This window comes from Klebsiella sp. CN_Kp113 (assembly GCF_040064585.1).
GTDB classification, from domain to species: Bacteria; Pseudomonadota; Gammaproteobacteria; order Enterobacterales; family Enterobacteriaceae; genus Klebsiella; species Klebsiella michiganensis.
Map to the genome: position 1 here is coordinate 13,645 of NZ_JBEAID010000028.1, position 15,399 is coordinate 29,043.

The 15,399-nt window shown below is 56.8% G+C and carries 14 protein-coding genes; 4 read left to right on the forward strand and 10 right to left on the reverse strand.

Annotation, left to right across the window (positions count from 1 at the left end; translation table 11 throughout):
• Positions 1 to 14 precede the first annotated feature (14 nt).
• The 5 genes from ubiB to udp form a co-directional block, all read right to left on the reverse strand.
• Positions 15 to 1,655, reverse strand: coding sequence for a ubiquinone biosynthesis regulatory protein kinase UbiB (gene ubiB / locus ABLV30_RS19015; protein WP_025108392.1), 1,641 nt, complete (start codon positions 1,653 to 1,655; stop codon positions 15 to 17).
• Positions 1,652 to 2,257 (reverse strand): SCP2 domain-containing protein, encoded by a 606-nt coding sequence (locus tag ABLV30_RS19020; protein ID WP_014227479.1) that lies wholly within the window; start codon positions 2,255 to 2,257, stop codon positions 1,652 to 1,654. The genes ubiB and ABLV30_RS19020 overlap by 4 nt, the downstream gene beginning before the upstream one ends.
• A 13-nt stretch (positions 2,258 to 2,270) precedes the next feature.
• The gene (ubiE, locus tag ABLV30_RS19025) at positions 2,271 to 3,026 is read right to left on the reverse strand and encodes a bifunctional demethylmenaquinone methyltransferase/2-methoxy-6-polyprenyl-1,4-benzoquinol methylase UbiE (protein WP_004097585.1); all 756 of its coding nucleotides are present in this window, start codon (positions 3,024 to 3,026) and stop codon (positions 2,271 to 2,273) included.
• A gap of 70 nt (positions 3,027 to 3,096) precedes the next feature.
• The gene (gene rmuC, locus ABLV30_RS19030; RefSeq protein WP_046878124.1) at positions 3,097 to 4,545 is read right to left on the reverse strand and encodes a DNA recombination protein RmuC; all 1,449 of its coding nucleotides are present in this window, start codon (positions 4,543 to 4,545) and stop codon (positions 3,097 to 3,099) included.
• 138 nt (positions 4,546 to 4,683) lie between these two features.
• Positions 4,684 to 5,445 carry a uridine phosphorylase gene (gene udp / locus ABLV30_RS19035; RefSeq protein WP_004097583.1) on the reverse strand — a complete coding sequence of 254 codons (762 nt, stop codon included), beginning with the start codon at positions 5,443 to 5,445 and terminating at the stop codon, positions 4,684 to 4,686.
• A 267-nt stretch (positions 5,446 to 5,712) separates the two neighbouring features.
• On the opposite strand from udp, the gene ABLV30_RS19040 reads away from it, so the two are divergent.
• Entirely contained in the window at positions 5,713 to 6,525 is an 813-nt protein-coding gene (locus tag ABLV30_RS19040; protein ID WP_265802088.1) for a dienelactone hydrolase family protein, read from the forward strand.
• 3 nt (positions 6,526 to 6,528) lie between these two features.
• Here ABLV30_RS19040 and ABLV30_RS19045 read toward each other — a convergent pair whose 3' ends face one another.
• Together ABLV30_RS19045 and metE are read right to left on the reverse strand one after the other, a co-directional pair.
• Positions 6,529 to 7,218: a transporter substrate-binding domain-containing protein gene (locus ABLV30_RS19045; RefSeq protein WP_025108394.1), complete on the reverse strand. Its 690-nt coding sequence runs from the start codon at positions 7,216 to 7,218 to the stop codon at positions 6,529 to 6,531.
• A 206-nt stretch (positions 7,219 to 7,424) separates the two neighbouring features.
• Entirely contained in the window at positions 7,425 to 9,686 is a 2,262-nt protein-coding gene (gene metE / locus ABLV30_RS19050; protein WP_219557777.1) for a 5-methyltetrahydropteroyltriglutamate--homocysteine S-methyltransferase, read from the reverse strand.
• A gap of 232 nt (positions 9,687 to 9,918) precedes the next feature.
• Between metE and metR the strand changes: the two genes are divergently transcribed.
• Positions 9,919 to 10,872 (forward strand): HTH-type transcriptional regulator MetR, encoded by a 954-nt coding sequence (metR, locus tag ABLV30_RS19055; RefSeq protein ID WP_004097578.1) that lies wholly within the window; start codon positions 9,919 to 9,921, stop codon positions 10,870 to 10,872.
• On the opposite strand, the gene ABLV30_RS19060 is transcribed toward metR, so the two are convergent.
• The 3 genes from ABLV30_RS19060 to pldB all read right to left on the reverse strand — a co-directional run bounded on the left by ABLV30_RS19060 (position 10,760) and on the right by pldB (position 13,584).
• Positions 10,760 to 11,659, reverse strand: a complete 900-nt coding sequence (locus ABLV30_RS19060; RefSeq protein ID WP_032747372.1) for a carboxylate/amino acid/amine transporter — start codon at positions 11,657 to 11,659, stop codon at positions 10,760 to 10,762. The two genes, metR and ABLV30_RS19060, sit on opposite strands and share 113 nt — an antisense overlap.
• Before the next feature lie 88 nt (positions 11,660 to 11,747).
• A complete protein-coding gene (gene yigL / locus ABLV30_RS19065) occupies positions 11,748 to 12,548 on the reverse strand; it encodes a sugar/pyridoxal phosphate phosphatase YigL (protein ID WP_025108397.1) in 801 nt (266 codons plus the stop codon).
• A gap of 43 nt (positions 12,549 to 12,591) precedes the next feature.
• Positions 12,592 to 13,584: a lysophospholipase L2 gene (pldB, locus tag ABLV30_RS19070; RefSeq protein ID WP_004097574.1), complete on the reverse strand. Its 993-nt coding sequence runs from the start codon at positions 13,582 to 13,584 to the stop codon at positions 12,592 to 12,594.
• 109 nt (positions 13,585 to 13,693) lie between these two features.
• On the opposite strand from pldB, the gene rhtB reads away from it, so the two are divergent.
• Positions 13,694 to 14,314: a homoserine/homoserine lactone efflux protein gene (rhtB, locus tag ABLV30_RS19075; protein WP_014227472.1), complete on the forward strand. Its 621-nt coding sequence runs from the start codon at positions 13,694 to 13,696 to the stop codon at positions 14,312 to 14,314.
• 162 nt (positions 14,315 to 14,476) lie between these two features.
• Positions 14,477 to 15,385: an Rpn family recombination-promoting nuclease/putative transposase gene (locus tag ABLV30_RS19080; RefSeq protein ID WP_265802084.1), complete on the forward strand. Its 909-nt coding sequence runs from the start codon at positions 14,477 to 14,479 to the stop codon at positions 15,383 to 15,385.
• Positions 15,386 to 15,399: the final 14 nt, after the last annotated feature.

The following is a 15,399-nucleotide window of genomic DNA, read 5'->3' on the forward strand; positions in this document are numbered from 1 at the left end:
AAAGGCGGCCGCCGTCAGTTCGTCTTTCGCCAGCCGATAAGCCAGGTTACGACCCCAGCGGCCATCAGCCAGCCTGGCATCATGCCCCACTCGGGACGATGAATGAATAGCAGCGTACCACTCAGTAATAAAACCGCGCCTATACCGAACAAATAGCGGGACTGACCCTGGCGCACGTGCCGCACCTGGATGTCGCGCACGATGGTATCGACGCTATTCTGCAGCTGCTTGCTTTGCTGCAGGCTCTGGTAAACCAGCTCCGGTATTTCCGGCATTCTTTCGATCCAGAACGGCGCTTTTTCTTTAAACGCCCGCACCAGAGCCGGAATGCCCACCTGATCTTTGATCCACGATTCAAGGAACGGTTTCGCCGTTTTCCACAAGTCTAACTGAGGATAGAGCTGGCGACCTACACCTTCTACGTAAAGTAATGTCTTCTGCAGCAGAACCAGCTGCGGCTGCACTTCCATATTGAAACGTCGCGCCGTATTAAACAGGTTCAACAACACGTGGCCAAACGAGATTTCCGCCAGCGGTTTTTCAAAGATAGGCTCGCAGACGGTACGAATAGCAAACTCGAACTCTTCAACGTTGGTATCCGCGGGAACCCAGCCGGAATCAACGTGCAGCTCCGCAACTTTGCGATAATCGCGGTTGAAGAAGGCAATGAAGTTCTCCGCCAGATAGCGCTTATCTTCTTTGTTCAGCGAACCGACAATACCGCAGTCAATACCAATGTACTGCGGATCTTCCGGATGATGACGACTGACAAAAATATTGCCCGGATGCATGTCGGCATGGAAGAAGCTGTCGCGGAAAACCTGCGTAAAGAAGACCTGCACGCCACGCTCGGCCAGCAGCTTCATGTTAGTCCCCTGCGCTTCCAGCGCGGCGACGTCGGACACCGGGATCCCGTAAATCCGCTCCATCACCATCATGCCTTCGCTACAGTAGTCCGAATAAACTTCCGGGACATAAAGCATTGGGCTCTCGTCGAAGTTGCGGCGAAGCTGGATAGCGTTAGCCGATTCACGCAGCAGGTTGAGCTCATCCAGCAGCGTTTTTTCATATTCGCGAACCACTTCCTGCGGGCGAAGGCGACGGCCGTCCGGTAACAGACGCGGCACCCAGCGGGCAAGACGGTAGATAAGCTTCATATCCGCTTTGATAACCGGCACGATATCCGGGCGGATCACCTTAATGACCACCTCTTTACCGTTCTCTTTCAGACGCGCGGTATGCACCTGGGCAATAGAAGCGGAAGCGAGCGGTTCAACAGAGAAGTCATCAAACCAGGCTTCTACCGGCAGGCCGCCCATGGCTTGCTCAATCTGCTTTTTGGCCTGCAGACCGTCAAAGGGCGCGACGCGATCCTGCAGCATGGCCAGCTGATCGGCAATGTGCGGCGGAAACAGGTCGCGACGGGTCGAGAGCATCTGACCAAACTTGATCCACACCGGCCCCAGTTCTTGTAATGCGAGGCGCAGTCGCTCGCCAAGAGGACGATCTTTATGGCGGTTGGGCATCCAGAACAGCATCCGCCGCCAGATTCGCAGCGGCAGCGTGATACGCATTTTGGGAATGAGCTCATCAAGCCCGTAGCTCAAAAAGGTGTGGACGATAAAATACAGGCGCCGTAATTCTCCTGGCGTCATTTGCCCTCCAGCGTGTCCAGCCGTTTTTCCAGCGCGGCCAGGGTTCGTTCTACCGCAGCGGTTTCCTCTGCAAACCAGGCCAGCTCCAGCGGCCCCGGCGCCAGGCGCCACTCTTCGGTAATCGCTTCCGCGACATAGCGCTGCTGGCGTTGAGCGCCATGCAGAAGAAAGCGAGCGCCGCCGCGGAATACTTTACTAAAGCCTTCCGCAACCACATCACCGGTATACGGGGCGAGCAGTTCAGCCGGATCGAACTCTGCCAGATCGCACAGCGTGACGGTATTTTGCACCACCTGCAGGTCGCCCTGCACTTCAAGATCGCCGCTGCGAATCAGCGCGGTAAGCTGCTGGCGATTGCGCAATTGCGGAAGCACGCTAAGGCGGGTACGTACGGTGCAATCAGCCTCACCTTCCCACGCGCCCAGCACGTCCAGCTGACGTTCGCTAAAAACCAGCACCACAGGATCGGAAAGCTCTTGCAGCTCGATGCGCAGCACTTTCCCCAGCAGGCGCTGGCGCGCGGGTTTCAGCGCCCGATCGCGCCAGAGGAAGGTGTTAAGGACCGTCTCAAGACCGGCGGTGACCAGTGGTTTGAAAGGCATAGCGTCCCTCCTGTCAGAACTTATATCCGCGGTGTAGCGCAACGATACCTGCCGTCAGGTTGTAGTAGTCGACGCTTTCAAACCCTGCGTCCTGCATCATGCCTTTCAGCGTGTCCTGATCGGGATGCATTCGAATAGATTCAGCAAGATAACGATAGCTTTCGGCATCTTTAGCAACCAGCTCACCCACGCGCGGCAGGATATGGAAGGAATAGGCATCGTAGGCTTTACTGAGCGGCTCAATAATCGGTTTTGAGAATTCCAGCACCAGCAGGCGGCCGCCCGGCTTTAATACGCGATACATTGAGCGCAGCGCTTTTTCTTTGTCGGTCACGTTACGCAGACCGAAAGAAATCGTAATGCAATCAAAGGTGTTGTCTGCAAAAGGCAGCGCTTCAGCGTTTGCCTGGACGTATTCCACGTTGCCGACAATACCAATGTTACGCAGCTTTTCGCGGCCCATTTTCAGCATAGAGTCGTTGATGTCCGCCAGCATCACGCGGCCGGTTTCACCCACCAGGCGAGAGAATTTCGCCGTCAGATCGCCGGTACCACCAGCCAGATCCAATACGGTTTGCCCGCGGCGGACGCCGCTGCAGTCGATGGTGAAACGCTTCCACAAACGATGAATACCGAACGACATCAGGTCGTTCATTACGTCATATTTTGCGGCCACAGAATGAAATACATGCGCCACCATGTCAGCTTTCTGCTCTTTGGCGACAGTCTGAAAGCCAAAATGCGTCGTTTCTTGTGAATCCTCAACCATCTCAATGCCTGCTTGCTTATCAAGAAAATGTTCGTTGAGTGTAACAGGTTTAGCGCACTTCCCATACGCTTCAACGTGGCCGGGAGCCGCCCCCAAACATGGCAGTAGCCGTAGGATCGGATGAAATATCGTTATCTTCCGGCGGGTTACCCCCCTGCGCAAGGCGGTATTCTTCATCCTGGGCCGTCGCCTGTTCAACTAACTCAGGATTAATCTCACGCTTAACCTCCACGCCCAGCTCACGGAATGATTCCGCCTGTACCAGCAGGTTACCTCGTCCGGAGGCGAGCTTTTTCATCGCCTGGCGGTAGTTATCCTGAGCTTTATCCAGGCCCTGTCCGATGGCGGACATATCATCGACAAACAGGCGCATCTTGTCATACAGCCGCCCCGCTCTTTCGGCAATTTTCTGCGCGTTACGGCTCTGATGCTCATAGCGCCAGAGATTGGCGATAGTCCGCAGCGCCACCAGCAGCGTGGTTGGGCTCACCAGCATGATGTTGTTCTTCAGCGCTTCGCTAATGAGTTCTGGCTGACGATCGATAGCCAGCAGGAAGGCGGGCTCCACCGGGATAAACATCAGAACGTAGTCGAGCGAACGCAGCCCCGGCAGCTGCTGGTAGTCTTTACGCCCCAGCAGGCGCATATGGTTGCGTACCGAAGCGATATGCTCCTGCAGCGCCGCTTCACGGGTGTAATCATCTTCGGCGTTGAAATAGCGCTCATAGGCCACCAGGGTCATCTTGGCATCGATCACCACGTCTTTCCCCTGCGGTAAACGGACAATCACATCGGGCTGCATCCGCGCGCGGTTGTCCGTTTCGATGCTGACCTGGGTCTGATATTCATATCCTTCCCGCAGTCCGGACGCTTCCAGCACGCGGGTCAACACCACCTCGCCCCAGTTGCCCTGGGTTTTGTTATCGCCTTTGAGCGCGCGCGTCAGGTTTAGCGCCTCCTGGGCCATTTGCGCATTCAGCTGCTGAAGATTGCGGATTTCATGGGCCAGAGTATGGCGCTCCCGCGCTTCCTGACCAAAGCTATCCTGCACCTGCCGACGAAAGCCATCCAGCTGTTCGCGAAGCGGCGTCAGCAGGCCGTGCAGGCTCTGGCGATTCTGCTCATCCACCCGCCGGTTGCTGTGCTCAAAAATGCGATTTGCCAGATTCTCAAACTGTTCGCTAAGACGCTGCTCGCTGTTCACCATCTGGCGAATTTTGTCTTCCGCATGCAGCTGAGTGGATTCAAGTCGGGTGGTCACTTCGCGAAGATCGGCTTCCAGCGAGGCGTTGATATCGCGCAGGCTGCGCAGTTCGTTATTGAGCAGTTCACACTCTTCTCGCCAGTGTGACTCCTGCACCAGACGTTGGCGGGCCGCGCTCAGCTCAATATCCAGCTCGCGCCGCTCATCGATAAGATCGGCGCGAATTTGATCGGCGTGCGCTTTGGTCGCCAGCCAGCCGACAATCAGCCCGACGGCCAGCGCCACAACGGCACTAATAATAATTGAGATATCCACAACGCCCCCTGCGGCAACGACTTACGGCACAAAATAGAATTGTGCTGTACAAACGTCCAGTTTGAAAGGGTTTTCCTGCGAGGCGCTACGCAAAAAAGAAGGGCCGGAGAGTCCGACCCCTGGCAGAAGAAAGGGTAACTACAGCAGGCGGCGCGCCGCTTCCACGACAATTTTCACCGCGTGGCTTTCGGTTTGCTTCATGGTTTCCGCGTTCGGAATTTCCTGCTGGGTACGGTTGACGATAACTCCGGCAACCATCCCGGCGCGCAGGCCCTGGCTGGCGCACATCGTCAGCAGCGTGGCGGATTCCATTTCATAGTTCATCACGCCCATCGCCTGCCACTCTTCCATCGAGCCTTTAAAGCGGCTAACAACGCGGCCGGAGAAGGTATCGTAACGTTCCTGGCCCGGATAGAAGGTGTCGGAAGAGGCGGTGACACCGATATGGGTGGTCGCGCCGATAGACTTCGCCGCTTCAACCAGCGCGGTAGTACATTCAAAGTCAGCCACCGCCGGGAACTCCATTGGCGCAAAGTGCAGGCTTGCGCCGTCCAGACGGACGGACGCGGTCGTCACCAGAACGTCGCCGACATTAATATGCGGCTGAATGGCGCCGGTGGTGCCGATGCGCAGGAAGGTACGGATGCCCAGCTGGGCCAGCTCTTCCACGGCGATAGAGGTCGATGGGCCGCCGATACCGGTAGAGCAGACAATCACTGCTTTACCATCCAGCTCAGCGCGCCAGGTGGTGAATTCACGGTGAGATGCCAGCTTAACCGGCTTATCCATCAGCGCGGCGATCTTTTCCACACGCTCCGGATCGCCAGGGACGATAGCCAGCGTAGCCCCTTGTAAATCGTTTTTGGTGAGGCCGAGATGAAAAACATCAGACTTGGACATAAAAAACTCCTCTGTGGGTCGAATTATCAGCAGAAGCAAAACGGTACTTTACAGAAGCTGTCGGCTCAATTTTGTGACCACAATCACCATGAATGAAATTCATTGCAATAACTTTCCATAAAAGAGTGATATACATCACATTAACAAGCTAAATCGCAGAAGCCTGAACAAAAGATAGCCTGTTTCGGGCACTGTGTTTGATTAACGTCCTGTCCAGAGCAGCTATAGTTATTGATGCGCTAATAAATTGAGGGTACGGAGAATACCATGACGACAATTAAGCAAACCGGCTTTGCACCTGCAGCCACGCCGCACGCCTCAACTGCCGTTCACACATCAGATGAGAACATCGTCTCCGGGGAGACATCCATCCCTTCACAGGGAGACAACATGCCGGCGTTCCATGCTCGCCCGCGCGGCGTCGACGGTCCGCTGCCGGTCGTTATCGTGGTCCAGGAAATTTTCGGCGTGCATGAACATATCCGCGATATCTGCCGCCGTCTGGCAAAGGAGGGGTATCTGGCTATCGCACCGGAGCTCTACTTCCGCCAGGGCGATCCTAATGATTACAGCGACATCCCTTCTCTGTTCCAGGGACTGGTCAAAAAGGTGCCGGATTCTCAGGTGCTGGCCGACCTCGATCACGTGGCCAGTTGGGCCTACCGCCACGGCGGCGATGCCCATCGCTTGCTGATTACCGGCTTCTGCTGGGGCGGGCGTATTACCTGGCTGTACGCTGCACATAATCCGCAGTTAAAAGCCGCCATCGCCTGGTACGGCAAGCTGGTCGGCGAGAAAACGCTGAATTCGCCGAAGCATCCGGTCGATATTGCCGTCGATCTTAACGCGCCGGTGTTAGGGCTTTATGGCGCGAAAGATGACAGCATCCCGCAGGACACGGTGGAAACGATGCGTCAGGCGCTGCGGGCGGCCAACGCCACGGCGGAAATCGTGGTTTACCCGCACGCCGACCACGCATTTAATGCCGACTATCGCGCCAGCTATCATGAAGAGTCGGCAAAAGACGGCTGGCAGCGGATGCTGGCCTGGTTTGCGCAGTATGGCGGTAAGCGCGGTTAACGATCAGCTATTGCCGATATGGCGGCTCACCATCCCGGCAATAGTACCGTCCGCTATCCAGGAAGAGAGGCGGCGGCAAATAAATTCATAGTGCTGCGTCGCATTGCGCGGTACGCATATCGCCTGGTGTATCTGGCTAAAGCTGTCGGGCAGAACGCGAAACTGCGGATTCTCCTGCGCGGCTTTCTCCAGAGGCTGGCGAATACCGGCCACCCAATCGCCTTCGCCGTTGATAAACGCCTGAATAGCCTCCTGTGAGGTGGCGTACTGGCGCATCGTCGCATGCTGCAGCGTGCGAATCAGATACAGCTCGTAGGCCGCGCCTTTGCCCACGTTAATTACCACGCCTGCGCGGTCCATCTCCTGAACCGATTGAATCTGGCTCTCTTTTTTCACCATCAGCGAGCTTTCGATAGTGACGTAGGATGGCGTAAAGCGAAGCTTATCTTCCCGCGCCGGGTCGATAGCCAGAAAGGCGATATCCCATTGATCCTGCAGCGCCGCGTCCACTACCTGCCCGGCCGTCGGCCAGGTCACAAACCGCGCTTCGCGCTGGCTCTCTGCAGCCAGTTTCTTTGCCAGCTCGACGGTAATCCCCCCCGGAGACCCATCCGGCAGCAGTGTCGTAAGCACCGGATTACCCAGATTAATGGCAAAACGCAAATACCCTTTTTGATCGTGGTGTTCAATCATCTTTCACCTCAGGAGAGTTATCACAGCTTCGGTTCAGGGAACGCTTAACTGTAGTCAAAGACATCCGTCCTGAGCAACAGCCGGGAGCGGGTGGACGTTATCCAGACGCTGCCGCCTCACGCCGAACAGTTCTTCACATTCGGTTTTGCCAGCGAAGAGAAGAAACCAAAAAAGGAGGCCGGGGCCTCCCACAAGTGTGATTTATATTACGCCTGGCGCAGGTTTTGCGCGGCCTTGACCATGTTGGCCAGCGCGGCGCGCGTTTCCGTCCAGCCGCGGGTTTTCAGGCCGCAGTCCGGGTTCACCCACAGGCGCTCTGCCGGGATACGCTGCGCGGCTTTTTCCAGCAGCGCTTCAATCCACTCCACGCTCGGCACGTTCGGGGAGTGAATGTCGTACACGCCCGGCCCGATTTCATTCGGGTAGTCGAACGCTTCGAACGACTCCAGCAGCTCCATATCAGAGCGCGAGGTTTCGATGGTAATCACGTCCGCATCCAGCGCGGCGATGGAATCCATGATGTCGTTGAACTCGCAATAGCACATATGGGTGTGGATCTGCGTGTCGTCTTTCGCCACCGCGGCATTGATGCGGAAAGCTTCCACCCCCCATGCCAGATACGCATCCCAATCGCTACGCTTCAGCGGCAGGCCTTCCCGCAGGGCCGGTTCGTCGATCTGGATGATACCGATACCGGCGGCTTCCAGATCCGCCACTTCATCGCGCAGCGCGAGGGCTATCTGTTTCGCAATCGTTTCACGGCTGACGTCCTCACGCGGGAAGGACCAGCAAAGAATGGTCACCGGGCCGGTCAGCATGCCTTTTACCGGTTTGTCGGTCAGGGACTGAGCGTATTTTGCCCACTCGACGGTGATCGCCTCCGGGCGGCTGATATCGCCGATGACCACCGGCGGTTTGACGCAGCGGGAGCCGTAGCTCTGTACCCAGCCGTTCTGCGTGAAAATAAAGCCGTCCAGGTGTTCGCCGAAGTATTCCACCATATCGTTACGCTCGGCTTCACCGTGTACCAGCACGTCCAGCCCCAGTCGCTCCTGCTCAACGATCGCCTGCTTAATGTGTTCGGCGATGCCGGTGCGGTAACGGTTAGCGTCGAGATTTCCCTTTTTGAAGTCCAGACGCAGGCCGCGGATCTCGGTGGTCTGGGGGAAGGAGCCGATGGTGGTGGTTGGCCAGGCCGGCAGCTTAAAGCGGGCGCGCTGCGCTTCGGCGCGAACTTCGTAGACGCTTTGGCGCTGGCTGTCCTGAGCGGTAATGGCCGCCAGACGCTTCTCTACCGCAGAGTTGTGCACGCGGGTTGACTGGCGACGTGCCTGGATCGGCGCGCTCCAGTCAGCAATCGCCGCGGTGTCGCCGCTGTTCAGCGCATCGCGCAGCAGCGCCAGCTCCCGGCATTTTTGCAGGGCGAAGGCAAACCAGCTCTTCACTTCGGCATCGAGCCGCGTTTCCACGTTCAGATCGATCGGGCTGTGCAGCAGGGAGCAGGAAGAGGCTACCCACAGTTCACGTTTGCCGACGATATCTTTAACCTGCGCGTATTTCTCGCTCAGATCGGCGCGCCAGACGTTGCGGCCGTTGATCAGCCCCGCGGAGAGCAGCCAGTCGGCAGGCAGGCGCTTATGCAGTTCGGCGACATCGTCCTGGCCGTGGACCAGATCCACATGCAGGCCCTGTACCGGCAGTGCGGTAATGGTGTCGAGGTTATCGGTAATGCCTTCAAAGTAGGTAGTCAGCAGCAGCTTAAGCTGACCGCTAAGGGCCGCGTAAGCCGGTTTGAAGGCATCCAGCCACGCCTGCGGCAGCTCGAGCACCAGCGCCGGTTCATCAATCTGCACCCACTCAACGCCGCGTTTTACCAGCTCCGCCAGCACCTGCTGGTAAACCGGCAGAATATCGTGCAGCAGGTTCAGACGATCGAACGACTCGCCTTTCACCTTACCAAGCCACAGATAGGTGACTGGCCCAAGTAGAACGGGCTTCACTTTGTGGCCCAGCGCCAGCGCTTCGTCCACCTCATCCAACAGCTGGGTCCAGCTCAGTTTGAACTGCTGGCCCTTCACAAATTCCGGCACTATGTAGTGGTAGTTAGTGTTAAACCATTTGGTCATTTCCGCCGCCGCGGCCGGTTCGCCGGTCGGCGCGCGGCCGCGGCCTATGCGAAAAAGGGTATCGATATCAACGGAGCCGTCTTTGTTCTGATGACGAGCCGGCACGTTGCCAAGCCACAGGCTGGTGGTCAGAACATGGTCGTACCAGGCGAAATCGCCCACCGGTAGCAGGTCAATGCCCGCCTGCTTCTGCTGCTCCCAGTGGCGAGCGCGCAGTTCGCGGCCAACGGCCAGCAGTTCTTCGCGGCTGGTATTGCCCGCCCAGTAGCTTTCTTGCGCTTTCTTCAGCTCGCGGCGCAGGCCAATGCGAGGGAAACCGAGGGTGTGGTTAATAATTGTCATTTTTTGAGCCTCATAATTGCAATCCGAAAGATTTCGGATTTAGGGAAGGCGGCAAACTTGCTCATCCCCAGGAGCTTACTGAAGTAAGTGACTGGGGTGAGGAAGTGCAGCCAACGCTGCCATAAATTCGAAAGATAAAGGATTTAGACGTCCAGATGTTTACACATCCATAATTGGCAGTTACTGTATATTCCTCAAGCGCAAATTATTCATGCCGAAGTGAAGGACTTTCATGATCGAAATTAAACACCTGAAAACGCTCCAGGCGTTGCGGAATAGCGGCTCTCTGGCAGGCGCGGCGGCGGCCCTGCACCAGACCCAATCCGCCTTGTCCCACCAGTTCAGCGATCTGGAACAGCGCCTCGGCTTCCGTCTGTTTGTACGTAAAAGTCAGCCGCTGCGCTTTACGCCGCAGGGAGAGATCCTGCTGCAGCTGGCCAATCAGGTCCTGCCGCAAATCAGCCGCGCCCTGCAGGATTGCAATGAGCCGCAGCAAACCCGGCTGCGTATCGCCATCGAATGCCATAGCTGTATTCAGTGGCTCACGCCGGCGCTGGAGAGTTTCCGCGCCCGCTGGCCGCATGTAGAGGTGGACTTTCAGTCCGGGGTGATCTTCGACCCGCAGCCGGGCCTGCAGCAGGGCGAGCTGGATCTGGTGATGACCTCCGATATCCTGCCGCGCAGCGGCCTGCACTATTCGCCAATGTTTGATTTCGAAGTGCGCCTGGTGATGGCGCCGGATCATCCGCTGGCGACAAAGGCGCGCATCGCGCCCGAGGATTTAGCGACTGAAATGCTGCTGATTTATCCGGTCCAGCGCGCACGTCTGGATATCTGGCGTCACTTCCTGCAGCCTGCCGGGATTAGCCCGCAGCTGAAGAGCGTCGACAATACGCTGCTGTTAATTCAGATGGTGGCGGCGCGAATGGGCATCGCCGCCCTGCCGCACTGGGTCGTGGAAAGCTTTGAGCGCCAGGGCCTGGTGGTGACCAAAACCCTGGGCGAAGGACTGTGGAGCCGACTGTACGCCGCGGTGCGCGACGGCGAGCAGCGCCAGCCGGTTACCGAGGCGTTTATTCGCTCAGCGCGGAACCACGCTTGCGATCATTTACCGTTTGTGCGGAGTGCGGAGCGACCCAGCGTCGATGGACCCATAGCGAGGCCAGGATCACCAGAGCGCCAATAATAAAGCTCGGCCAGCGGGGCTGCGTCTGCCAGATGGCCAGGTTTACCAGCAGCCCGGCAGGCACGTGCATATTGTTCATGATGCCGAGCGTACCGGCATCCACCTGGGTGGCGCCGTAGTTCCACATAAAGTAACCAATCCCGGATGCCGCCACGCCAAGAAAGGCCAGGATGCCCCACTGTAGCGAAGTTTCCGGCATTTTCTGCGCGTTACCCAGCATCGACCAGGCAACCGCCGCCACCAGAAACGCCCCGATGTAGAACCAGGCGAAGGCGTTATGCTGCGGCATCGGACGCGTTTCCATCAGGCGCTTGTACCCCACCATGCCAATCGCGAAGCTGATATTGGAGAGTTGAACCAGGGTCAAACCGGTCCAGAAATGGTTGGTCACCTGGTCATAACGGATGATGCCCGCGCCGATTACCGCCAGCAGCGCGCTGCAGGCGTAGCCCCAGCGCAGGCGACGGCGGCTCATCACATCGTAAATCAGCGTGATATAGAGCGGCGTCAGGACGGTAAACAGCAGAAGCTCCGATACCGTCAGGTACAGATAGGCCTGGAAACTCAGCATATACATAATGCCGAGCTGCATCGCCCCCACCAGCATATACAGGCCGATGGTTGACAGGCTCTGCCCGCGGGTGCGCAGGAAGGGCAAAAACACCAGCGCCGCCAGGCCAACGCGCGCCAGCACCGCAAAATAGCTGTCGACGTGGCCTGCCAGGTACTCGCCATACAGGCTAAAGGAAAAGGCCCACAGAATGGTGGTGATAATCAGTAGCGCCACAATGAATGTCTCATAGAGTAAAGAACACGCATTGTAGCGGAGTGATAGGTTGACGACTGCTCATTAATTAAACAATCGTCAATCTTTTTTAGTCAAGATAGAGTTTACGCAGGTAGTGGGGAACGGCGTCATCGACGTTGCTGCCGATCACTTCCAGCTCAGGATGCAGGTCTTTCAGCCGCTGGTGCGCGTTGGCCATAATGCAGCCCTTGCCCGCCATTGACAGCATTTCCGCATCGTTCATACCGTCGCCGAAGGCGATACACTCTTTCAGGCTATAGCCGAGCATCTTCGCCACGGCCTCCAGCGCATGCCCTTTCGACACGCCGCCCGCCATCACTTCGAGGCAGGTAACGGTAGAGAAGCTCACGTTCACCCGATCGCCCCAGCGGGCGTTGATCGCCTGCTCCAGCGGCAGCAGATGCTCATGCTTATCGCAGGTGAAAAAGACTTTGCTGATCCCTTCAGGATCCAGCTCGCCCGGCTCGTACAGCTTGTAGTTAAACACCGCCTCTTTGAAGAAGCGCATCTCTTCCGGACGATGGCGATTCATATACCACTCATCTTCACGATAGACGTTGGTCACAATCGCCGGATCGTTACGCATCATTTCGAACAGGTCGGCGGCGATATCGCGGTCAAGGTTGTGGGCGAAGATCTGCTTCCCTTCGCTATCGTGCACGCGAGCGCCGTTCGAGGTGATCATATAGGATTTAATGCCGAGATTATCGCGAATTTGCCCAACATCGATGTAGTGGCGGCCGGTCGCGAACACGAAGTTGATACCGCGTGCGGTAAGCAGCTTCAGCGTCTCTTTGGCGTAAGGAGTTAAGCAGTGATCGGGAGAAAGCAGCGTGCCATCTAAATCAGACGCAACAACCTGGTACATAAAAATTTTAACCTCTAAGCAGGGCGACGAGCGTTTCGCCGGATTAAGTGTGTCGACCAAAAAAATCGACGATAGCGTTTAGCGCGACCGAGCGCATTGCGTCCTTTTCAAAAAGGATCTCATGGTATGCCCCTTCTATGACAAACGGCTTATCCCCTTCACAGGGATGACCGCCAGCGGCGCGAAGTTCACAGTAGCGATCGTGCATACGGTTATCGACCACCCGCTCTTCTTCCGCCTGGAGCAATAATGTTGGCGTGACGTCTTTCTCCGCACCGGCCAGCACCTCTTCGCCGGCGAGGATCCCCTCGCGCACCCAGTGGAACGTCGGCCCGCCGACCCGCAGCTGCGGCTCATCGGCGTAAAAGCGCAGGTTGCGGCGATAGCGTTGACGGCTGTGCGTCAGTACGTTAACCGCAAAGGGCAGCGCCCGCCAGCGGCCGGTACCGAGGGCATACTCTTCACGAATGCGCTGATGGCCCTCAGCCCAATCGAGAATATGGCGCACCATCCAGTCAGGCAGGCGCATAACGATGCCGAACATCGGCGCACAGAGCGCCATCGCGTCGCAATGCTGGTGGTAGCGCTGCAAAAATAGCGTCGCAATGGCGCCGCCCATGGAGTGGGCCAGTATAAACCGTTTCCGCCAGCGTCCGGGCGCCACCTGCTGCTGCCAGAACGCGGCGAGATCGTCGACGTAATCGCTGAAATTAACGACGTGCCCGCGGTGGGTATCTGAAAGCATGCGTCCGGAGCGCCCCTGGCCGCGATGATCGATAATCATCACGTCAAAACCGCTGCGGAAAAGATCGTAAGCCAGTTCGGCGTACTTAACGTAGCTTTCAATGCGACCCGGACAAATAACCACGACCCGGTCATGACTTTTGGCGCAGAAGCGAACAAAGCGCACCGGAACGTTATCCACGCCCGTAAATTCAGCCTCTTCCCGCTGACGCCAGAAATCGGTCAGTGGCCCCATGGTAAAGGCCGCAAACGCGTTTTCTCGTGTTTCCCAGTCCTTTTGCTGCAAAAACATCGGGCTTACACCCCTGATAACCGCTGAAAATCGTTTTTTTATCGTGCATCACACAATGCTTACACAATAGCGTATTGTGGCATAAAAACAGACAATCAGGGAGTTTCTCATGACGTTCGAGTGGTGGTTTGCCTATCTGCTGACATCTCTTATTCTCAGCCTGTCGCCGGGATCCGGGGCGATAAATACCATGACCACCTCAATCAACCACGGTTATCGCGGCGCGGCGGCTTCTATTGCCGGGCTACAGACCGGGCTCGGCATTCATATCGTGCTGGTGGGCGTTGGCCTAGGTACGCTTTTTTCCCGTTCGCTGTTGGCCTTTGAAATCCTGAAATGGGCGGGCGCCGCTTATCTTATCTGGCTCGGCATTCAGCAGTGGCGAGCCGCGGGTTCTCTCGATCTGAATACTCTTGCGCAAGCGCAGAGCCGCGGCAAACTCTTTAAGCGCGCGGTGTTCGTCAACCTGACCAACCCAAAAAGCATCGTGTTCCTCGCCGCGCTCTTCCCGCAGTTTATCGTACCGCACCAGCCCCAGGTGATGCAGTACCTCGTGCTCGGCGTCACCACCATCGTGGTCGATATTATCGTGATGATTGGCTACGCCACGCTGGCGCAGCGCATCGCCGCGTGGATCAAAGGGCCCAAACAGATGAAGGCGCTAAACAAGGTTTTTGGATCGCTGTTTATGCTGGTCGGCGCCCTGCTGGCCTCCGCGCGCCACGCCTGATGGATGGAAGCACGCTCGCAAATTATCGTTAGCTTTGCGGGTATAGCGACATCGTCAGCCGAGCAGGCGGGCAAAGAACAAAGATAATTTTTTTGCCCGCTGTTGAACTCGCAGCGCCAGTGCCAGAATGCCGCCAGATTCTCTTCTTCATGGACGAAAACGATGGCGGAAGCGGCAACCCCTCACGATGCGGTATTCAGAACTTTTCTCTCCCGTGTGGAAACCGCACGGGATTTTATCGAGATCCATCTGCCCCCCTCACTCATGCAAATTTGCAAACGGGATACCCTACGCCTTGAGTCAGGAAGCTTTATTGAAGATGATCTGCGCCCCTACTACAGCGATATCCTCTATTCTCTGGAAACGACCAGTGGTTGCGGCTATGTTCACGTTCTGATTGAACATCAAAGTTCGCCAGATAAATTAATGGCGTTTCGTTTAATGCGCTATGCCATCGCTGCTATGCAGCGGCACATAGAAGAAGGGCATAAAACGCTACCTCTGGTGATCCCGATTCTTTTTTATCAGGGACGGCGAAGCCCCTATCCCTGGTCGCTGGACTGGCTGGAGAACTTTGCCGATCCGGATACTGCGCGCCAGATTTACTCCACCGCCTTTCCGCTGGTGGACATCACCGTTATTCCCGATGACGAAATCATGGAGCACCGGAGTATGGCGGCCCTGACGCTGGTACAAAAGCATATATGGCAGCGCGATATGGCCGAGCTCGTCGACAAGCTCACCAGCCTGCTGTTGCTGGAACAGATGAGCAGACAACAAATTACCGTACTGATAAAATATATGGCCCAGGCGGGAGAAGAGCAGGATGTTCGGCCGCTATTATATGAGCTGGCACAGCGGGTGCCGCAACATGGAGGTGTACTGATGACTCTGGCAGAAAAGTGGCTTGAGGAAGGTATGCAGAAGGGCATTAAGGAAGGCATAAAAGAGGGCAAACGCGCTGCGCTTCTTAACGTCGCAAAGGCCATGCTCGAGCGGGGCATTGATACTACTGCGGTTATGGAAATGACCGGTCTGACGTCCGACGATTTGCAGCAGCTGCGTCATTAATATCCGGCCCGCCC